Source organism: Lelliottia sp. SL45 (assembly GCF_026672535.1).
Taxonomy (GTDB): domain Bacteria; phylum Pseudomonadota; class Gammaproteobacteria; order Enterobacterales; family Enterobacteriaceae; genus Enterobacter; species Enterobacter nimipressuralis.
Genome location: NZ_JAPPRH010000003.1, coordinates 2,371,193 through 2,392,434 on the forward strand (window position 1 = coordinate 2,371,193; position 21,242 = coordinate 2,392,434).

Below are 21,242 nucleotides of genomic sequence, written 5' to 3' on the forward strand. Positions count from 1 at the left end.
TCAGAATGTCAGGGACTGATGCTGAACCGGGGATTCCCCCCCGAAATCATTCATCAGCGAATAATTCAGCGTGCCCGCTTTACCGCTCACCCCCGCCGGCAGCGCGTAACGCATTTCGCCTTTGGCCGGCACCATGCTCCTTTTATCCGCCACCGGCTGCGCGCTGCCTCCAGTCGTGACCGACAGCTCAGAGAAGCTGGCGTAATACTGCGTCGGGTTTTTCACTACCAGCCAGGCTTTGCCGCCGTCGTGGCTCACCTGCCACTGCAGTTTACTGACCGTCTCAGCCGGTTTTTCGGACAGCGTCGTCGGGCGCAGGAAGATTTTCAGACGCGTGCGCACCGCCACCTGCAGCTGGTTGCCTTTCACTTTACTGACCGGCGGCACTTCCTGGATCCACAGCCAGTACACGGACTCCCGGTCCTGCGGAATGCGGCCCGGCAGGATAACCATACGCAGCTTCCCTTCACGCCCGGCACCGATTTTAAACAGCGGCGGCGTGAGGATGAGCGGCAGGTTTTTATCGCTGCCTTTCAGGTCTTCCACCCACGACTGAACCAGGTAGTCCTGGGTGGTGTCGTCGTTGAGTAGTTTGATGGAGGTTTCTTTATCACTTTCCAGGGCCACGACGCGGGTCAGCGCCGGGCGCACCGCCGCGGAGGCGGCATTCGTCAGTAACAGGAGGCTCATCAGAGCGGGAACGGCAAGTTTAGTGAGTTTCATGATGTTCTCTGCTTAGCGGCAAACCGCATTAATTTGCTGGTACCAGGGCTCAGAAGGGCCGCCGGCATCCGGTAATGTGAACTGGCACTGAGCGTGATTGCCCAGATCCACATGCAGCGTTGCGCTCCCGTCGGCCAGAATGCCGTTGAGGTACAACAGTCCGTTATCGGCCACCATGCCGACCTGCTCCTTCTCCTGCCACGCGCTGGCGCCAAACGGGGCGGGTTTGCCGTCCGGGAGTGATAACATCACGATCGCGCGGCGTCCTACTTTGGTCTGAAAACGGCGCACAACCACGGCGCCGTGGGTCGGAATGACGTTCTGCCCGGCATCAACCAGCTCGACGTTGTCGGCGGCGTGACGCGTGTCGAGCGACAGCGGGTTATCACGATAGGCCGACACCGACGGCACCACGGCACGGCCCCAGCGGTTGGTCGAGACCCCCGGCTGGCCTTCCACGCTGATGTCCCTGGCGCCCGGCGTTTCGATAATCGCGATGGTGTCCCCCAGCTGCTGCGAGAGCACGAGGCCGTCACCGTAGGCGACCACGCCGCCCGAGGCGCCTGCCGAGTACTGGCTGCTGCCCCGGCTGGTGCTGGCGCTGACGTTCATGTTGACCATGCTGTTGCGATACGCCATCGACGCGGCGGGCGAATACCCGCTGCTGTCGTGCTGGGCGGATAATGAATAGCTCAGGGCATTGTCCAGCTCCGTTCCGGACACCGTCGCCATCTGCGAGCCGCTGTCATGATTGCTGCTGTTGGTGCTCACGGACAGGGTGCGGCTGTTGCGGTCGCCCGCATCGAGCGGTATCGATAAGTTCAGCGAGAACTGGCGGTCATTATCACTATCGTCACCCGCGCCGGAATTTTTCTGATAGCTGTAGTTCAGACTGACGTTCACGAATTTAATCATGAAGCTGTAGCCCAGCGTCAGGGAGGTGTCGCGCGCATCCGAGTCGTAATAGCTGTCCTGTTGCAGGGTCAGATAGCCGTTACCGAAATCGCCCATCCCCTGGTTAAGGGTGGCCTGCACCTCGTTTTTGCGGTGACTGCGGGTGTTGCTGTCGCCCCAGCGCCAGCTGGCATAGTCCGGGAAATCCATAAAATCTTTGCTCTGGTAGCGAAAACCCATCACCTGCAACGAGGTATCGGTGCTGTCAAAACGCCGGGCGTACAACAGGCGCAGCGCGCGGCCGTTGTCGCTGATGTCTTCGTCACCAGTGTTGTCGCTGTCAGTTGCCGTCTGGTGACGCTCCAGCGCCCAGTCGAGCGACACGCTGCCCAGCACGCCGAGGTTGACCGCACTGCTCAGGGCCATGGACTGATACCCTTCCCCCGCCACAATCAAATCGCTCAGCGTGAACCGGTCCCAGCCGTACTGCAGGCTGCCCTGCGCCACGAGGGGCTGACAGGAAAGCCCGTCATCGCGGTAGCGCCCCGCGCTCAGGCTGTAGCGCCAGGTGCCGGGGCGCAGCATGTTCGGCAGCGCGGTGTACGGCACCGTGAACTGCTGCCTGCTGCCGTCGCTCTCCTCCACCGTGACGTCCAGGTCCGCACCAATCTGGCCGTTATTCAAATCTTTAATCGCGAAGCTGCCGGGGGCGACGGTTTCGCTGTAGATAATGTTGCCGCGCTGGCGGATAACGATGCGGGCGTTACTGCGCGCCACGCCGCGGATCACCGGCGAGTAGCTAAAGGTGTCCGACGGCAGCATCTGGGCGTTGGTCTCCAGCGTCACACCGCGCAGGGGTAAAATCCCCAGCACGTCGCTGGAGGTGCTGGCATACACGTCCCCGGCGGTAAAACGGGAAACCAGCGCCGCAATATCCCGCTCGGCATAGGCGCGGTCGTGGTTCTGCTCCCAGCCCAGGTCGGATTTGTTAAACGTATCAAAGCTGTAGAAACGCCAGCTCCCGAGATTCACGCCGGAGTTCAGGCTCAGGTAGGCATTGTCGCTGCTGCCCGAACCCGCATCGTCGCTGTGGTTGTCGGTGTGATACACGTAGCCGGAATAGCCCAGACGCAGGGCATTGACCCCGTTATCCCACAGCGACGGGTCGATCATCTCAGTCTGCCCGGCCACGCTGGTCGCCGCCTGCGGAGCGCTGATAACCAGCTGCTGCATCGACTCGTCGTAGCTGATCCGGGCGTCCGGCCATTTTTTGAGGAAGTCGTAGCAGGTTTCATTCCGCGCTTTCGCCAGTTCGTCGAGATGCGTGTCCAGCCCCGTCTGATGCAGCAGCGCCTGGGTCAGACAGGGCGTGGCACTCTCACCGGCTTTTGTGGCAATAAATTCAACTTTGGTTTTAAAAAGAATATGGCCATTAAGGACGATATCGGCGGTTTTCACCCCCGCGTCCACCTGATCCGGGTGATAAAATTGCTCAGGTATTTCCTGGGAATCTTTGCGCAGAAAGTCAGCGTCAAAGGCGCTGTCGTTTGCTGCTGCCTGAGAATAAGACGAAACTAAAGCAGACGCTAAAATGAAAGTCTTCATTATTAAATTGGAATGATATCTTTTCAAAAGAGGCCTGCTTTTTCATCACAAATAATTAACCAGGAAATAAAGTAAATAAAGAGAGATTAATTATACGTAATATCGACAAAGGTTTTTGCTTTGACATTACCGGGGGTAACTGCCGGCGTCGCCGTGTTAGCTTTATAAGCCACTTTGAATTTAAGCTCGGTGTCGCCCGCACTTAGTGCCTGGGAGTGAGAAGGTATACCGCCGTTAATATCAACCAGCGTGGCACCATCATTTTCTAAAATAGCAACACCCACGCCATCAGCAGGGCCGTTGGTTTCGGTGTTCTTCAATATTTCGTTATCGAGGGTATCGGGCGTGCCGCTGAAGGCCACACGGGCATTTTTCATGGTGGTGATATCACAATCCTGCAGATCGATAGTGAAATCCTTCATGCCTGCATAACCGCCTGCGCCATTAAAGGATTCAGGGCTTACGGTCGTCAGCGCCATCAGTGAAGATGTGGACGCCATACCGTTAAACCCCTTAAGAGTACAGGCCGATGCAGTCACTTTACCGGTGAAGGTGATGTCGCCATCCGCCGCAAAAGACGATAACGGCGCCACACATAGCAATGACACAAGATATGTATTTAACTTTTTCATAAAACCACACTTAATAAGTAAAAGGGATATTCAATTAAGATTAATTGAATGAGTGACAATAGTATCCCTGGCGACTAAAACCATGTAGTGAGATATACTAAAGGACTTATGAAGGAGTGCTAACGCTAATAATCGAGTCAGCACAAGCCAAGGATAACCCACTAAAAAAACTGAAGATTTTAAAATCCGTGACAGGAGTACCAAAGAAAATGACTGTAAATGCTAAACTGCATTTACACTTTTACACCATGTTTATAACAAATTTTCACATGAATACATCAACGACAGTTTACTGTTCGGTAATATACTCATTGTAACTATTCAGAAAAAAATGGGCATAACCTTTAATATGCGAACATCGCTTCAATACATTTTTTTAATTTTTTCTAACAAGCACTCTTTCTCGACAGGACGAAAGGGATCTTTTAGATAATTGATATAAAGACGATTATTTTGAATATTTAGCTTAAAGTTATAGCTTAATGTCTTTATGTTGAAGGCGAGATTTAACTTCAAATAGATATTTAATGGCACAACACAAATCAACTCACTCACTTCAACGATCGCCAGGAGGTCAAGATAGTTATGGCTGCTAAACAGTGCACAATGAACATAGCTAAATCTCGTTTGATTATCCACTCCAGACGGCGTCGTCTGAACAGCATGTTTCTCCTGACAGAACTCTTTATGGGTAATTGACTGAGAGAGTCTGGGATGAGTATTGCTGCAAACAATAACATAATCCTCTTTGAATAATCGCTTAGAACAAATATCCTCATGTTCAAGCGGAGAATAATCCAAAACGACATCCGCTTTATTATTAAGAAGAATATCTATTTTACTCTGCAGCGTTGAAGGAAGCGGTATATGTACCAAAGGGAATGATGCTGAATTCTGCATTGACAAAAAAGCAAGAGGCGTCACTATGGCAGCGATATGTGATTCACAGGCAAATACAAAACGGAGATTGCCAGCTTCCTCATTATTTAAGAAACTATCAGGTTGTGACGTGTTCATAAATGCCTGCATCTCACTATGTAACATAAGGGCGAAAGGAGTAGGCACCATCGTTTTCTTATCATGTATAAATAGCAGATCATTATATAAAACCCGAAGTTTTCTTATCGCAAAATGGACACTCGAGTAAGAGATATTCAACAAAGCGGCGGCATGGCTCAGATTTTGGGTTTTCATTACCACATCAAATATTTTAAGTCGTTCGGCTTCTACCTTTTCAGTTTTAAAAGAGAGCATAAAACATTCCTTGACTTACCTTCAATGGTTTATAGAGCGTTACTTCGTCCCTTTGGAACGTTCTTTTTTATTAAAAATAATCTTTCTGGAACCATGTTATTCAGTAGTGGGGGGACTCATTAAGTATTACCGTTGCTCTGGCAGCGAAAATATACTCGTGGGTTACCACCCATTGTTTCAAAATTTTCACCAGAATAGTGATAATTTTCTTGTGTTGCCTGAATAGAGATATCCTGTAAAAGTTTTCCCGCTGCATCTTTGCTGGACAAATCAATGGCGCCGTCTTCTGTAAGTTGAAATGGATTATTCAGGAAACATTGATAGCGGTATAGTCAGCAATACTTACAAATGCATTAAGCTTAACTTAAAACACGTAGATATTGATTTGCCAATATCACTCTTAACCCACTGATAAATATAAATACTTGTAACTACCCGTCAACGCCCGGCTGTTTTTTTGAACACCGTAAAAGAAGGTGGCCTCTTTTATTTTCTTAAACAGACAGTTACACTCAAAGCGTTCATGGTAAGCAAAAAACAATATTAGATTTATCGGTAAATAAAAGCGGGTCAACTAAAAACTTTTGAAATAAAACGGATTACTGTTTCGTTATCTAATCCTTAGGAATAGTGGGTTAAAGAAGTAGAAAAAATATCTTTTAACCGTTATTTTAGGGACTTTAACCATGGAATATTAAAAAAATCATCATTTAAAAGGTAAATTATTATTGACTACGTTCTAAGGACTACGATTTTAACCTTTTCTTGTTTATAAAAAACATCCAGGAAGCAAAAGGAGAAAATGGGTATATGAGTTTATGATGGCTCAGACGCTATCCCGGAGCCCGTTCCTGATGCCGACACGGAACTTGTTTCAGTTCCGGCCATGGAACTCACCCCTGTCCCGCGTCCGGCATCCATCGCCTTCGATGGAAACAGGCTATGGCGTAGAAAGGCGCCTTCTTTGTGGTTGGATACTGTCGTCAAGGTGGATAGCGCTAATGCAAATGTGAAAGTGTCTTTCTAAGGCCACGTGAGAAGAGAACCGGGCTGTCGCTATGCTATTCTCTATGTGAATATATCGCAGAGTGAAGTTACCGCTTTTGTTTATCAGTCAGGGAATTGAAAATGACAGAAAACTCGCTTATCGCAAATATCAGTAGGGTCAAAGGATTTGATTTAAATCTTCTTTTAATCTTTGAAGCCATTTATGTTCACAAGAGCGTTTCTAAGGCGGCAGAACTGCTGTGCGTTAGCCCATCGGCTGTCAGCCAGTCACTGACGAAGCTACGCAGTTTTTTCTCCGATCCCCTTTTTATCCGCGAAGGGAGAGGACTTGTGGCAACCACTATTGCAGAGAATTTGCACAATCAATTACGTGCAGGTTTCAGGCAACTGCTGGGTAGCCTTGATTACTTCAAAGATACCACCACCCGAAGCAAATTTGTGATCCACTCAACTCCCTATGCCGCGATGCGTATCTTGCCTGACGTCAGCGCAGAGGTACTTAAGGAAGGGCTTAATTGCGAAATAACCCATATTAGCGCTGACGCCCTTCTGGACACCATTGAAGATGCGTTGACCTACCGCAAAGCAGATATCGTATTTGATACAAAGCCTTATTATAATTTTTCTACTGTCGTAGAGCCGTATCTTGTTGAGCGGACTGTTCCTATTTGCCGAGTAGACCATCCAAGGCTAAATAAGACGCTGACATACGAGGAGATGGCGTTCGAAACCTCCAGTTTCCTGAATGCCGGTTCTGAAAACGTCAAACGCGCTCAGACAGGAATTATGGAGTTTTTAGGCGAACGCAACTTTTTCTTTAGCAGCAGTTCCATAATTGTTAACGCCGCCATCGTAGAAAAATCGGATGTGGTCAGCTTCGTACCCGCCTGGTTTGCTGAAAAATTTGCATCAAGCTTTAACATCAAAGTATTGGATTGTCATTTTAGCGTCGAACCTGTCACCATGTATATGACATACAATAAAACGTCATTAAAAAGTCCACATTTTCTGGAACTTTTAGAGGTCCTTAATAAGTTCAAAGAACTGTGAATAAAAGGGAATAGCCTGCACAATGGCTAAGGCTATTTCCTTTCTAATACCACAACCGTTATCCTGTTTAACATTCAATTTCTATCGCATCATTTCTATTTTCTTGAGAAGATCATTCTTATCTTTTTGTCTCGAAGGATCTTTTAAATAGTTGATGTATAAGCTTGTTTTTTTGACATTTAATTTAAATTTATAATTTAATGGCTTGATATCAAAAGAGGCGTGAAGCTTCAAATAAATATTTAATGGGATAACACAGATAATATCACTCACCTCCACCATTGCCAGCAGGTCAAGATAGTAATGGCTGGCAAAAAATACATTTTGAGTATCTATTAAGTTATCAATGCTTGAGGAACAACCTAGCGCCGCCTGTTTCTCATAGGAAAACTCTTTTAGCGAGATCGAATTCGAAAGTCTGGGATGATCGTTACGGCAAACAATCGCATAATCCTCCTTAAAGAGACGCTTGAAGAAAATATCTTCATGTTGAATAGGCTCATAGTCAAAAATCACATCAGCCTTATTGTTCAATAATAAATCAACCCTGGCCTCTGGCGAAACAGGAAGGGCCATATGCTCCAGGGGAAAGAGGATTGACTGCTCCATCAACAAATAGGTTACGGGGATCACTGTTGCAGCGATATGCGGCGCGCACGCAAAGATGAAACGATGTTTGTCTGTCTCAACATGAGCAGGCTGTATCTCCTGCTGGTTTTTCAATATCGCCAGGGACTCGGTATGCAATCGCTTTGCAAATTCTGTCGGCACGAGCAAACTCTTATCGCGAATAAAAAGCACATCGTTATATAAAAGTCTTAATTTTTTTATAGCCAGATAGACGCTAGAGTGCGAAACATTCAAAGCCAGAGCCGTCTGGCTCATGGTTTTCGTTTTCATCACTGTATCAAAAATACGTATGCGACCGATTTCTGCTTTACTTAATTTATGATGAATCATTAATAATCTTCCATAATCAATTAGCGTTCATTTGAGATTTCTAAATCCTTTATGCCTCTCGCTAAACGGGTCACATCCTGTAAAAAATTTTACGGTTCCAGGCGGACAGTTAACTCTTTCTATTACTCATCCTGATATCACTCTTTCTTAAACGTAACGGCCAACATCTCTCACACGCCCATACCCTTTGCATCCGTTAATATCATTTGCTGTCGTTAAATTTCCGCTGTGCTGATTCCCATGCCAGCATGAAAACTAAAAGGAAAGCGCAGGTACCAGAGGGCATGCAATTGAAATAGTTGCTCAATATCACATGCCGGGTATCAATTGCACTACCACAAAGGCCAGTTGAGGTTCAACGCCTGGCTATAGATGAATGTCAGGGTGAGTGGCAGTGGTATATCAAAGCTGGCGAGGCTGTTACGCCTCCTCTGTACGTGTAAGCACTTTTCAAAAGATTAATTATCATTGTTTATGATTATGAATATTTATTGATCCACGGTCAGAAAAAACCTTCTAAAATGGAAGTTTGCGGACTATACAAAAGATATCTCTTTACAAGAGTAAATTAATAACGCTTCCCTGTCTGCACTATCACTCTTAAGTTTTGCTTAATGACTATTTATTAGCCCTTTCATGTGGTAGGTGCTCCTGTATAAACGGCTTGTGCTTGATAACTTTACGCAGGAATCTTTCCAGAAGTTTATCGGCGGTCTTAATTATGTTCCTAAATTTAATCAGTGCTGGCAGGGGCTCTCTGCGCGCCGGACTATCCTCAGCTATTTCCTGGTGCTGGTATCACCGATAAGTGTTACAGCTTCAGCGCTCTGGCCATAAAGCGTCAAACACAGCTAAAAAAAAGCCCCCTGTGAAAACTATTCGCAGAGGGCTTTTACCGATTCAGTGCGCGCAGCCGTCACCGCACACGAAAAAGACTTTCCACTTGCCCGATATAAATCCTGTAATCAGACGCTTTTCCTTCTACGACAAAGCAAACACCCTGGTTGATATTGTCTGCCTGACGTTACTCGGCAATTAAGATTATCCTTTCAATTGATTCTGGCGATATTCACCCTGACGCTCCAGCATCCAGCCCGGATATTCTCGCGGCAGTGCACTGACGGCGTCGAGCTGCTTCAGTTCGTCATCACTCAGGCGAATATTCGTTGCGACAATGTTGTCATCCAGCTGATCCACGCGTTTGGCTCCGATGATAACGCTGCTCACCACTTTCTGATGCAGCAGCCACGCCAGCGCGATTTGCGCGACTGAAACGCCCTTGCTTTCGGCTATGGTGCGCATCACGTCCACGCAGTCGAACGCGCGCTCTTTTTCCACCGGTGGGAAATCGAACGCCAGACGACGTCCACCCGCCTCGCTCTGGCCGTCACGACCGTATTTGCCGCTCAGCAAACCACCCGCTAGCGGGCTCCAGACCATCAGACCGACGCCTTCGCTTTGCAGCATTGGCACCAGTTCACGTTCCAGATCGCGCCCGGCAATGGTGTAGTACGCCTGTAGCGAGGCAAAACGCGCCAGCCCGAGACGCTCGGAGATCCCCAGCGCTTTCGCAATCTGCCATGCCGCCCAGTTAGAGACACCGATGTAGCGCACATGGCCATGTTGCACCAGATTATCGAGAGCATAGAGCGTCTCTTCGATCGGCGTTGCCGGATCGAAACCGTGCAGTTGATAGAGATCGATATGATCGAGCTGCATGCGGCGCAGGCTCTCTTTAACGCTGCTGATGATGTGATAACGCGAACTGCCGCGTGAGTTGACGCCTGCGGTACCGGTTTCACCGAACACTTTGGTGGCGACAACGACGTTTTCACGCGGGATTTTGAGGTTTTTCAGCGCCTGGCCGGTAATCTCCTCCGAGCGCCCTTCTGAATAGACGTTCGCAGTGTCGATAAAGTTAATTCCGGCATCCAGCGCACGGCCAACCAGTTTTTCCGCATCGCTCTGCTGAAGCTGGCCGATTTTTCCCCACATGCCACCTTCCCCGCCGAAGGTCATGGTGCCAAGGCAAAGCTCAGAAACAAACAGACCGGTATTGCCCAGTTTTTGATAACGCATATGACGTTCCTCACAATGTTCGTTTGATGGGTGCCGGACAGTTATACCCCGCGCCTGCAAAACGCGAATGTGGCGTTCCTGTTTGTTTCTTGCCCAATCCTCTGAACGTTATCCGCGCGGGGCGTCGCCAAACACCGAATAGTCCGGCAAATTTACCTGCTGATACGGCTCCCAGCCTCCGCCGAGGGCCTTGTAGAGTGCCACCAGATCGAGAGCACTCTGCACCTGCGACTGCGCGCGCTGCTGCTGCGCCTGAGCCAGCTGGCGCTGAGCATCCAGCACGTCGATAAAGCTGGCGATCCCTTGACGATAGCTGTCGCTCGCCAGATCGAAGGCGTTTTGCAGCGCGTCGATGGTTTTGCCTAAGCCCGCTTCCCGCTGCTGGTCCGTGCGATAGCTCACCAGCGCGTTTTCCACATCGCCGAGCGCGGTGAGCACCGTCTGACGATAGTCGAGCACGGCGGCGCCCTGCTGCGCGCGCGCCACTTTGACGCTCGAAACTAACCGTCCGCCCTGGAAAATCGGGATCGATACCTGCGGACCGACGCTATAGAAATGGCTGCTCCAGTCGGTGAGCCAGTTGGTTTCACTGTTGCGCAGGCCAAACTGGCCGGAGAGCGACACGCTCGGGAACAGCTCAGCAACGGAGACACCAATTTGCGCCGTCGCGGCGTGAAGATTGGCCTCCGCCTCGCGCACGTCCGGGCGGCGACGGGCGAGCGTCGACGGAATACCTGTCGGCACAATGTCTGGCAATGCGGGCAGCGGCTGAACAGAACGCAGCTCGCTGTCCAGCGCACCCGGCGGTTTACCCAGCAGAATCGCCAGACCGTTCATCGCCTGACGCTCCTGGGCCTGATATTGCGGCAGTTGCGCTTCCAGATTGCCCAGCTGCGCGCGGGCGTTCTCCACGTCCATCTGCGGTGACAGACCGCCGCGCTGGCGGCTTTCGGTCAGATCGAGCGTTTGCTGTGCGCTCTCAATTTGCGTATTGAGCGTCGCCATCACGCTTTGCGCCCCGCGCAGTTGCAGCCAGGCCCGCGCCACTTCCGCTTCCAGTGAAACCAGGGCGTCGTTGCGCTGTTCGATAGCCGCACGCTGCTGGGCTTCGGCACCTTCCACCTGACGGCGCACTTTGCCCCACAGATCGAGTTCCCATTGGGCATCAAAACTTCCCTGATAGAGATTTATCGGCTGGGTGAGCGGCCCCAGCGCCCCTTTCAGATCGGGATCAACGTCATCCAGCTGATCGTAAACACCGTGCGATTTTAGCTCCCCCTCCAGCCCCAACTGCTGGCGGGTCGCCTGCAGATTACCGTTCACCGAGGGATAAAACGCCCCGCCTGCCTGGTTTATCTGTTCGCGGGCACCGGCGATGCGCAGGACGGTTTGCTGCAGCGAGAGGTTTCCGGCAATCGCCCGCTCAACCAGGCTATCGAGCTGCGCGGAGCCAAACGTTTTCCACCAGCGCGGGTTTACCGCGCTGCTCTGCGTTTGTGACTTCACGCTCGCATCGCCAGGATCGTTCCATGTCGTAGGCGTCTGCGGTGCGGGCGGCTGGTAATCAGGCCCTACGGCGCACCCCGCTAACAGCAGCATTAAAAACAGGGGGGATAAACGTCTGTACATCATCAATGTGCTCCTGCACTCCCCTCGCTTTTCACCGGCGAGAGCAACAAACAAAACGGGATCAGTATTAGCGCCACCGCGCTCAGGATCGTGAAAACGTCCACGTAGGCCAGGAAGCGCGACTGTTCAATCATGGTCTGGTACATGCGTCCGGTGGCGATATCCAGCGGATTGCCGACCTGAGTAGTAAAGTTCTGAATGGCCTGCGCCGACTCCCGCAGCGCCAGCTGGAACTGCTCATTAAAGGGCGACGCGTGATAGGCCAGATGCGCGCTATGCGTCTGCGCACGCTCCGTGATTGCGGCGGTGGAAAGCGAGATCCCAATCGAACCCGCGACGTTACGGAACATGGTAAACAGCGCGGCGGCGTCGGCGTTAAGCCGCCTCGGTATCGAAATAAACGCAATGGTAGTGAGCGGAACAAACAGGAACCCCAGCCCGAACGACTGGGCGCTACGAAACAGCACCAGGGTTTCGAAATCGATATCCGGCGTTAAGGTTCGCGACCAGAAGAACGACACCGCGAGACAGGCAAAACCAAAGGCGATGATCCAGCGCGTCTGCACGACGGGCATCAGTTTTAATACCAGCGGAATGGTCAGGACAATCAGTACCGCACCGGGCGAGAGCACCATCCCCGACCAGGTGGCGGTGTAACCCAAATCCTGCTGGGCAAGCTGCGGGATCACAACCGAACTGCCGTACAAAATCATCGCCATTCCGGCCATTAAGAGGCTGGCGACGGCAAAGTTTTTGTCCTTCATGCAGCGCAGATCGACCACCGGTTTTTTGGCATACAGGAGCCAGTAAATCGCGCCGATAATGCCAATAAGGGTCAGTACCGCAAAAGTGCGGATAAAGTTTGAATAGAACCAGTCGTCATCCTCGCCGCGGTCGAGCATCACCTGCAGGCAGCCGAGGCCCAGAGCGATAAGGCCAATCCCTGTCCAGTCGATGCTCAGTTTCTCTTCGGATTTACGCTCCCAGGGCGGATCTTCCAGCAGCTGATAAATCGCCAGTACCGTCACGATCCCAACGGGAATATTGATAAAAAAGACCCAGCGCCAGGAGTAGTTATCGGTGATCCAGCCGCCGAGCGTCGGCCCCAGCACCGGGGCGACGATGATCGCAATCGACGACAGGCCAAAGGCTTTGCCGCGATCCTCGGGTTTGAAGTAATCGAGCAGCACCGACTGCTGCGTTGGCTGAAGCCCGCCACCAAAAAAACCCTGCATGATGCGAAACAGAATGATTTGCCACAGCTCCGTCGCGATGCCGCACAGAAAGGAGCAGATGGTGAACATCACAATACAGATCAGGAAGAACTGCTTGCGCCCAAACACCCGGCTCAGAAACGCGGAGATGGGCAGCACAATACCGTTGGCAACCAGATAGCTGGTGAGCACCCAGGTCGACTCGTCGTAGCTTGCCGAGAGCGAGCCTGCCACGTGCGGCAGCGCCACGTTAACGATGGTGGTATCAAGGATCTCCATAAACACCGCGAGCGTGACCACAATTGCCACCGCCCAGGGATTACTGGCGGGCCGCCAGTTGTCGTGGCTGTGATCCGTCATTCCAGCGTGACCTTCGGCTCAACGGAGAGGCCCAGCGGCAGAGGCATGTTCGGGTCCAGCCCTTTGTCGATCACGATTTTGACCGGGACGCGCTGCACGATTTTCACAAAGTTGCCGGTAGCGTTTTCCGCCGGGAAGGCCGAGAAACGCGCACCGCTCCCCTGCTGAATACTGTCGATGTGCCCTTCCAGCTTCATGTCCGGCCAGGCATCCACGGTGATCGCCACTTTATTGCCCGGACGCATACGCTCAAGCTGCGACTCTTTGAAGTTCGCCACCACCCAGATATCCGGTGAGACCAGCGAAAAGAGCGCCGTTCCGGCCTGCACCAGGGTACCCGGCTGGACGTTACGTTTGGTGACAAACCCATCAAACGGGGCGCGCACTTCGGTGTAAGAGAGATTCAGCGTGGCGGTTTCGAGCTGAGCTTTCGCCTGATCGACCTGACGTTCACGCGCTTCGACGTTGGTTTCCTGCTGGCGGATCTGGAGCTGGACCTGCTCCGCCACTTCCAGCTGTGCCTGGGCGCTGGCCAGACCGGCCTGAGCGCTGCGCAGCTGGGCGTTTGCAGAATCAATGCTTTGTTGCGTGGTGGCGCGCGGATCGACACCGCGCTGACGGCGGTATTCAGCCTGCGCATTCGCCATATCCGCCTGCGCTTTCAGCACCTGCGCTTTCGCTTCGTCCCGCTGGGCCGGATATTGCACTTTTGAGAGCGCCAGCTGAGCCTGTGCCTGGTGCAACTGCGCCACGGCCAGCCCTAACTGCGCCTGCGCCTGATCGCGCTGAGCGGTGGTGTCACGCGGATCGATAACGACCAGCAGATCGCCCTTTTTCACCCGCTGATTATCACGCACGCGCAGTTCGGTAACGTAGCCCGCCGCTTTCGGAGCAATAGTCACCACGTCTGCATCCGTAAACGCATCGTCGGTGGTCTCTTCATTTCGGGTCAGAAGCCACCACACCAGCGCCACGATAACCATGATGACCACCACTATCCCAAGGATAATGAGAGGCTTTTTACCCGGGCGTTTGCGCTCGCTTTTTTCGTTTTGATCTGCGCTTTCGTTTTGTTCCGCGTTTTCGTTTGTCTCTGCCATATGCCAACAACGTTCCTGTCAGTGAACGGCATCACAGTTATGCCGTTCACTAAAGTTAGGACGTTGCTATACATTTGCCAGGAAAAACTGACAATTAGCGCACTATATGAGAAGGAATAATCCGAAACCGACCGCGGCCGCCCACACCAGCATTGGCAGGGACCAGAGGTGGAATCGCCACCAGATCCGGCGGTTATTTGCCATACGCAGAGCAATCAGATTGGCGAGCGATCCCGGCAGCAGGCCGAAACCGCCGACGTTAACAGCCCAAGCCAGCAGCACCGTTGGCGGCACGTAGTTGATGAGCAGAATGGTCGAGGGAACATTACTGATAAATTGCGACAACCCGATGGCCGTCAGCCACAGGCCGAGCGGCGAGAGTCCGCTCACGCTGTGCAACGCGCCCTGTAATATCGGCAGCTGGATCAGCAGATGCACATCGATAAACATCGCCATAAAGACCAGCAGCAGCGTCCAGTCGACGCTGATCAGCACCCGCCGCGCCAGCAGCAGGAAGCCGCCCGCCACCAGCAGTGCGCCCCAGAGGGCATATTTAAGTTCGAGGGCCGTCAGGAAAATGATGTACAGAGCGAGGCAGCCCCACACCAGCCGCGCATTCCACGGGGAGGCCTGGGTGCCACTGTGATAGCGAAGCGGTTTCGCCGGAAAGGCAAACCAGCAGACCACCAGCAGAGAGAGCATCATCACCAGCGCGAGAGGCGCCATTTGCCAGGTGAAGGCCGCAAAGGACAATCCGGAACGTCCCCACAGCAAAATGTTCTGCGGATTGCCAATCGGCGTCAGCAACGATCCGGCGTTAACCGCCAGCGCTTCAAAGATGATCAGCCGGTTAACCGGGATCTCGCACAGCTTGCGTAACGTCAGGGTCAGCGGCACGACGATAAACAGCGCCACATCGTTAGTCAGGAACGTCGACAGCAGCGCCGCCGCGAGCACCATAAACAGCGACAGTTTGCGCTCGGTGGCAAAGCGGCGCACCATTTTGCCACCGATGACGTCAAAGTAGCCGCTCTGCTCCACCCCTTTGGTCAACATCATCAGCCCGCTCAGGGTAATAATGGTGTGCCAGTCGATAGCCGCCGGCCAGGACGCAGGCGCAAAGGGAACGAAAAAGCTCAGCCCAAGGCCAATCAATAACAGAAGATGGAAAAAGCGATCGCGGGCGAGTGCCCGCAGTCCAGGAATGCTCATTCAGCAGGGGACCCAAATTTACGCGTGAACTCGCGGAATTTCTCCAGCGTTTCTTCGCTGACGTGGTGTTCAATCCCTTCCGAATCGCGGCGGGCAGTATCTTCGCTCACGCCGAGCACCAGTAAAAAGTTTTCAACGATCTGATGGCGCTCCCGGCTCTCCTGAGCCAGTTTCTCCCCTTCTGGCGTCAGAAACACGCCGCGCCACGGGATCATTTCGATCAGCCCAACCGAGGCCAGACGTTTTAGCATTTTGGCAACCGTAGGCTGTGACACCCCAAGCCTCGCAGCCATGTCCACCTGACGCGCTTCACCGACCTCACGAAAGAGATCGGAAATCAGCTCGACGTAGTCATCAATCAGCTCGCGACGGTGCGCCTCACGCACCTGACGAAATCCTTCAACATGCTCTTCAACATTCACCAGTTGCGTCTTTTTTTTTGTAATGGGCTTACCTGCGCGACGGTTCATTGTCCTTCCTCAGTGGGTGACGCCCCTGGCGTCATATATCTTGAGCGCACAGTGTAAACGATCCCTCTACAAGCACAAAAAATTAACGAATTAGCCATAGCTATACAATATAGCCTGTGCTATATCTGTATGTAATGCAGTCACCCTTCACGGATCGAAGGGATCAGAAATCAGGAGGCCACATGAACGAATTCAAGAGGTGTATGAAAGTGTTTAGCCACTCTCCCTTTAAAGTACGCTTGATGCTGTTGAACATGCTGTGCGATATGTTTAACGGTAAATCAGAGCAAAACGATAAACCGTCCCACTAAGCGGCGTCGCGGTACGCCGCTTCATTTTTCCGTCATACTTCCCGCGCAAACTGCCCTGTTAGCCCTCAATTCCCGATCTTTTTTACGGATTTGTAATCCCTCTCGCAAAACATCTTCTTAGCAACTGTTGACCTGAATGCCGACTGGCTCTATCTTCTTGCAGCCCTGCACCATTTGCGGCTCGCTGAAGCGGACCCTCATTCCCTCTCCACGCACTGTCAGGCAGGCTTTGACCCTCGACGCCAGGGTGAGCACATGGCGTTTTCATGATAGTGACCTATGAATTTAACCCTGAAAGAAACATTTATTACCCGCAGTCGGGCCTTAAGCCCGTGGACGGGATTCTACTTTCTGCAATCGCTGCTCATTAACTTTGCGCTAGGCTATCCCTTTAGCCTGCTCTACGCCGTCGCTTTTACCTGTCTGCTCCATTTGATGTGGCGCAGCGCGCCACGTGCGCAAAAAGTGGTGGTCGGGATCTGCTCGGTCGTCGCGGCGATGTACTACCCGTTTGGTCAGGCGTACGGTGCCCCTAACTTCAACACCCTGCTGGCGCTGCACTCCACCAATATGGAAGAGTCCACGGAGATCCTGACGATCTTCCCGTGGTACAGCTACGTCATCGGTCTGTTTATTTTTGCTCTTGGGGTGATTGCCGTTCGTCGCAAATCGCAGGAGAAAAAGCCGTGGAGCATGATTGAAAACCTGTGCCTGGTTATCGGCGTGGCGACCTTTTTTGTCGCGCCGGTGCAAAACCTGGCGTGGGGTGGCGTGTTCAAGCTAAAAGACACCGGCTATCCGGTTTTCCGCTTCGTCAAAGATATTGTGGTGAACAATAAAGAAGTGCTCGATGAGCAGACGCGTATGGCGGAGCTGTCGAACATGAAAGACACCTGGAACGTGCTAGCGGTCAAACCGAAATATCACACCTACGTGGTGGTGATTGGCGAGAGCGCGCGCCGCGATGCGCTGGGCGCATTCGGCGGGCACTGGGATAACACACCGTTTGCCAGCTCAGTAAACGGCACGCTGTTTACCGATTATGTCGCGGCAAGCGGCTCGACGCAGAAATCGCTCGGCTTGACGCTCAGCCGTGTGGTCGATGGCAAACCGCAGTATCAGGATAACTTCGTGACTCTGGCCAACCGCGCCGGTTTCCAGACCTGGTGGTTCTCCAATCAGGGGCAGATCGGTGAATACGACACGGCCATCGCCAGCATTGCCAAACGTGCGGACGAAGCGCAGTTCCTGAAGAGCGGAGATTTTGAGGCCGATAAGAATACCAAAGACGAAGCCTTACTGAAGATGACGTCGCAGGTCTTCGCCAGCCAGCGCACCCAGCCACAGCTGATCGTTCTGCATCTGATGGGCTCGCATCCGCAGGCGTGCGATCGTACTCAGGGGAAATACGCGGAATTCGTGCAGTCGAAAGAGACGTCGTGCTATCTCTACACCATGACGCAAACCGACGACCTGCTGAGTAAACTCTATACCCAGCTGCGCAACACAGGCGACAGTTTCTCGATGGTCTACTTCTCAGATCACGGTCTGGCGTTTAAAGAGCGCGGCAAAGAGGTGCAGTACCTGGCCCATGACGATAAGTTCCAGCAGAACTTCCAGGTGCCGTTTATGGTGCTCTCCAGCGATGACAAAACTCATCGCATCATCAAAGCACGCCGTTCAGCCAATGATTTCCTGAAATTCTTCTCACAATGGACGGGGATTTCGGCAAAAGAGATCGCCAACAGCTATTCGTTCATTTCAAACAAGAAAGCGCCGCCGGTGTATATTACCAACTTCAAGTTACAGAAAGTGGAGTATACCCATCTGGGCACGGATGTTTTTGAGGTGAAAAGCAGGTAAGCTGACGTCGGTCTGGCACCCTCTTCCACTGGGAGAGGGCAAAAAAAAATCCGCCACATTGGGCGGATTTTTTACTGGCTCACCGAAGTGATTAGAAGCGGTAACCCACGCCTGCGATCCAGGTGCCAACGTCAACGTTGCGGATACGGCTCTGCTCATAGGAGAAGTCCAGAGCAACGTTTTCGATTGGGTTGAACTGCATACCTGCGCCGTAGGAGAAACCGTAGTCGCTGGTAGAAGCAGTGCGGTTCAGACTTTCGTTTTCAGTCTGCTGGAATTTACCGTAGCCAACACCTACAACACCGTAGATGCTTGCCCAGTCATTCAGGCGGAAAGCAGGACCAGCGGTAACACCGTAGTACTGAGCTTTGTTATAAGCGCCATCTTCAGAACGATCTTTCTCGGTGTAAGTGAAAGAACCGATCACGCCCAGCGGATTGTTGTCCTGCTCGTAGCGGTACTTCAGGTTGAAGCCGTTAGCTTTGTTTACTACGCCCTGCATATCGCTCTGAGCGTAACCACCGGTAACAGTGGAAGTAGCAGCTACAGCGGTACCTGCGGAAACAGCCAGAACAGCGGCCAGTGCTGAAAGACATGCAATTTTTTTCATAACCACCTCAAATGTGCTTCAAGTAAATCCGTAAGTTTTAAATATATCAAAAAATCTTGTGAAACTCTTTGTGATTCGTGTTGTCTAACCGATCCTTTGATGTAACAGAACATTTCAAAGGTCAGCTATCTTGTTCAAAAAACACTGAATTTCCACATTTATACGCTGATTTTGCGCGTCAACGCCATTACATTCATCCAGATTAATCCTAATCTGTTAGCTTATTAATCCATCAATAGTGGCTCATTCTACGGATTTCGCGGCATTTTTTTTCAACAAAGTCTCAACCGCTGCCTGATTATTTCAATTACACTGCGACCTTTACTCCCTTTGACACAAATTGACAGGAGAAAGGATGCCTGGGATGTCTCGCAAGGCGCCAGTCTGGTTGCCCATCGTTGTAATACTCATCGCTATGCTGTCCATTCAGAGTGGTGCATCACTGGCAAAATCCCTTTTCCCACTGGTGGGCGCCCCTGGCGTCACGGCGCTGCGTATTGCGCTGGGTACCTTAATTCTGGTGGTGATCTTTAAACCCTGGCGGCTGAGATTTAAAAAAGAGCAACGCCTGCCGCTGCTCTTTTACGGGCTGTCCCTCGGCGGAATGAACTATCTGTTCTATTTGTCGATCCAGACCGTACCGCTGGGCATCGCGGTAGCGCTGGAGTTCACCGGCCCGCTGGCCGTGGCGCTCTTCTCTTCCCGTCGCCCCGTCGATTTTGTCTGGGTGGTGCTGGCCGTGCTGGGCCTGTGGTTCCTGCTGCCGCTGGGACAGAACATCTCTCATGTGGATTTAACCGGTGCCGCACTGGCACTCGGTGCGGGAGCCTGCTGGGCGGTCTATATCCTCACCGGGCAGCGTGCGGGTGAAGAGCATGGCCCTGCCACCGTCGCGCTCGGCTCGCTCATCGCTGCGATCATTTTTGTGCCGATTGGGATGGCGCAAGCAACGGAATCCATCTGGCAGTGGTCCATTCTGCCGATAGGTCTTGCGGTCGCCGTTCTCTCCACCGCGTTGCCCTACTCGCTCGAAATGATTGCCCTGACGCGCCTGCCAACCCGCATTTTCGGCACGCTGATGAGCATGGAACCGGCGCTCGCCGCCCTGTCGGGGATGGTTTTCCTGGGAGAAAGCCTGACCTTCACTCAGACGCTGGCGCTGTGCTCAATTATTGCCGCGTCAATGGGATCGACGCTCACCATGCGGCCTGAAACCAAAATCAAGAAAATCGACGTCAATTAATGCTCCCTGTTCTGCATGGTTTTATAGCCATGCAGAATAGAGGCCAACTTACCCCTGGTTTTATTTTCTTACATATTTTGTCATCACGGTGAAATATACTCTGTCGCCCATGAAACGAGGGCGTAATTAAGACTCATCCGCATAAAATAAATCATAATCATTTTATATCAACGAGTTATACAACCCCCTTCCCTTTCACTATTAAACCGATAGGCACAGCCATCCCGGCAGAATATAAAAGCGGTGCTATACTTATTTCCGGTAATTACCTGGAACATAAAACATCAAGAGGATATGAGATTATGAGTACCGCTAAACTGGTTAAAACGAAAGCGTCTAATCTGCTTTATACCCGTAACGATGTCTCGGATAGCGATAAGAAAGCAACGATTGAGCTGCTGAATCGCCAGGTGATCCAGTTCATTGACCTGTCGTTGATCACTAAACAGGCCCACTGGAATATGCGCGGCGCCAACTTTATCGCCGTTCATGAAATGCTGGATGGATTCCGGACTGCGTTAGTGACCCACCTGGACACCATGGCTGAACGTGCCGTGCAGCTAGGCGGTGTTGCCCTGGGTACCACTCAGGTGATTAACAGCAAAACGCCACTGAAAAGCTACCCGCTGGATATCCACACCGTTCAGGATCACCTGAAAGAGCTGGCTGACCGTTACGCTATCGTCGCGAACGATGTACGTAAAGCGATTGGCGAAACCAAAGACGAAGACACCGCAGATATCTTAACCGCGGCTTCTCGCGACCTGGATCAATTCCTGTGGTTTATCGAATCTAACATCGAATAATCCATATGAATTATCTATAAAACCCTCGCCGCCCGGCGGGGGTTTTGCACGTTTATGGTGCACACTTTTGCTCTCCCCTTCTGCAAAAGTAAATTAGTTGTAATAATCACCTCACAAAATCGTTAACGAAAGATTGTTTTATCGCCGTTATCTGCGCTTAATAGCCACCCGTCGGCTAAGCAAACCCGACTGCACCAAAACAGCGCTCCGTTTTGGTGC

The 21,242-nt window shown here is 51.9% G+C and carries 17 protein-coding genes; 5 read left to right on the forward strand and 12 right to left on the reverse strand.

Annotated elements, in window-relative coordinates; genetic code table 11:
- The 4 genes from OVA10_RS17670 to OVA10_RS17685 all read right to left on the reverse strand — a co-directional run bounded on the left by OVA10_RS17670 (position 1) and on the right by OVA10_RS17685 (position 5,108).
- A complete protein-coding gene (locus OVA10_RS17670; protein ID WP_252152570.1) occupies positions 1-723 on the reverse strand; it encodes a fimbrial biogenesis chaperone in 723 nt (240 codons plus the stop codon).
- A gap of 12 nt (positions 724-735) precedes the next feature.
- Complete coding sequence (locus OVA10_RS17675; RefSeq protein WP_268196535.1) at positions 736-3,222, reverse strand: fimbria/pilus outer membrane usher protein; 2,487 nt, start codon at positions 3,220-3,222, stop codon at positions 736-738.
- Positions 3,223-3,308: 86 nt separating this feature from the next.
- Positions 3,309-3,854, reverse strand: a complete 546-nt coding sequence (locus OVA10_RS17680) for a fimbrial protein (protein WP_248859872.1) — start codon at positions 3,852-3,854, stop codon at positions 3,309-3,311.
- A 363-nt stretch (positions 3,855-4,217) separates the two neighbouring features.
- Positions 4,218-5,108, reverse strand: a complete 891-nt coding sequence (locus tag OVA10_RS17685) for a LysR family transcriptional regulator (RefSeq protein ID WP_248859871.1) — start codon at positions 5,106-5,108, stop codon at positions 4,218-4,220.
- Positions 5,109-6,236: 1,128 nt separating this feature from the next.
- On the opposite strand from OVA10_RS17685, the gene OVA10_RS17690 reads away from it, so the two are divergent.
- Complete coding sequence (locus tag OVA10_RS17690; RefSeq protein WP_268196536.1) at positions 6,237-7,166, forward strand: LysR family transcriptional regulator; 930 nt, start codon at positions 6,237-6,239, stop codon at positions 7,164-7,166.
- Positions 7,167-7,247: 81 nt separating this feature from the next.
- Here the strand turns inward: OVA10_RS17690 and OVA10_RS17695 are convergent, their stop codons facing one another.
- The 7 genes from OVA10_RS17695 to mntR form a co-directional block, all read right to left on the reverse strand.
- Entirely contained in the window at positions 7,248-8,126 is an 879-nt protein-coding gene (locus OVA10_RS17695) for a LysR family transcriptional regulator (RefSeq protein WP_268196537.1), read from the reverse strand.
- Positions 8,127-9,167: 1,041 nt separating this feature from the next.
- Entirely contained in the window at positions 9,168-10,205 is a 1,038-nt protein-coding gene (locus OVA10_RS17700; RefSeq protein WP_268196538.1) for an aldo/keto reductase, read from the reverse strand.
- Between the two features lie 108 nt (positions 10,206-10,313).
- Positions 10,314-11,837 carry an efflux transporter outer membrane subunit gene (locus OVA10_RS17705; protein WP_100777095.1) on the reverse strand — a complete coding sequence of 508 codons (1,524 nt, stop codon included), beginning with the start codon at positions 11,835-11,837 and terminating at the stop codon, positions 10,314-10,316.
- Positions 11,837-13,408: a DHA2 family efflux MFS transporter permease subunit gene (locus OVA10_RS17710; RefSeq protein ID WP_107703988.1), complete on the reverse strand. Its 1,572-nt coding sequence runs from the start codon at positions 13,406-13,408 to the stop codon at positions 11,837-11,839. The genes OVA10_RS17705 and OVA10_RS17710 overlap by 1 nt, the downstream gene beginning before the upstream one ends.
- The gene (locus OVA10_RS17715; RefSeq protein WP_100777097.1) at positions 13,405-14,508 is read right to left on the reverse strand and encodes an HlyD family secretion protein; all 1,104 of its coding nucleotides are present in this window, start codon (positions 14,506-14,508) and stop codon (positions 13,405-13,407) included. The genes OVA10_RS17710 and OVA10_RS17715 overlap by 4 nt, the downstream gene beginning before the upstream one ends.
- Positions 14,509-14,610: 102 nt before the next feature.
- Positions 14,611-15,720 carry an anion transporter gene (locus OVA10_RS17720; protein ID WP_268196539.1) on the reverse strand — a complete coding sequence of 370 codons (1,110 nt, stop codon included), beginning with the start codon at positions 15,718-15,720 and terminating at the stop codon, positions 14,611-14,613.
- A complete protein-coding gene (gene mntR, locus OVA10_RS17725; protein WP_102105205.1) occupies positions 15,717-16,190 on the reverse strand; it encodes a manganese-binding transcriptional regulator MntR in 474 nt (157 codons plus the stop codon). The genes OVA10_RS17720 and mntR overlap by 4 nt, the downstream gene beginning before the upstream one ends.
- A gap of 182 nt (positions 16,191-16,372) precedes the next feature.
- Between mntR and mntS the strand changes: the two genes are divergently transcribed.
- Together mntS and OVA10_RS17735 are read left to right on the forward strand one after the other, a co-directional pair.
- Positions 16,373-16,501, forward strand: coding sequence for a manganase accumulation protein MntS (mntS, locus tag OVA10_RS17730; RefSeq protein ID WP_107703991.1), 129 nt, complete (start codon positions 16,373-16,375; stop codon positions 16,499-16,501).
- A 279-nt stretch (positions 16,502-16,780) separates the two neighbouring features.
- Entirely contained in the window at positions 16,781-18,364 is a 1,584-nt protein-coding gene (locus tag OVA10_RS17735) for a phosphoethanolamine transferase (RefSeq protein ID WP_268196540.1), read from the forward strand.
- A gap of 91 nt (positions 18,365-18,455) precedes the next feature.
- Here the strand turns inward: OVA10_RS17735 and ompX are convergent, their stop codons facing one another.
- Positions 18,456-18,974 carry an outer membrane protein OmpX gene (gene ompX, locus OVA10_RS17740; RefSeq protein WP_100777103.1) on the reverse strand — a complete coding sequence of 173 codons (519 nt, stop codon included), beginning with the start codon at positions 18,972-18,974 and terminating at the stop codon, positions 18,456-18,458.
- 355 nt (positions 18,975-19,329) lie between these two features.
- Between ompX and rhtA the strand changes: the two genes are divergently transcribed.
- Both rhtA and dps read left to right on the forward strand, forming a co-directional pair.
- The gene (gene rhtA / locus OVA10_RS17745; protein ID WP_100777104.1) at positions 19,330-20,217 is read left to right on the forward strand and encodes a threonine/homoserine exporter RhtA; all 888 of its coding nucleotides are present in this window, start codon (positions 19,330-19,332) and stop codon (positions 20,215-20,217) included.
- A gap of 302 nt (positions 20,218-20,519) precedes the next feature.
- The gene (dps, locus tag OVA10_RS17750; RefSeq protein ID WP_100777105.1) at positions 20,520-21,023 is read left to right on the forward strand and encodes a DNA starvation/stationary phase protection protein Dps; all 504 of its coding nucleotides are present in this window, start codon (positions 20,520-20,522) and stop codon (positions 21,021-21,023) included.
- Positions 21,024-21,242: the final 219 nt, after the last annotated feature.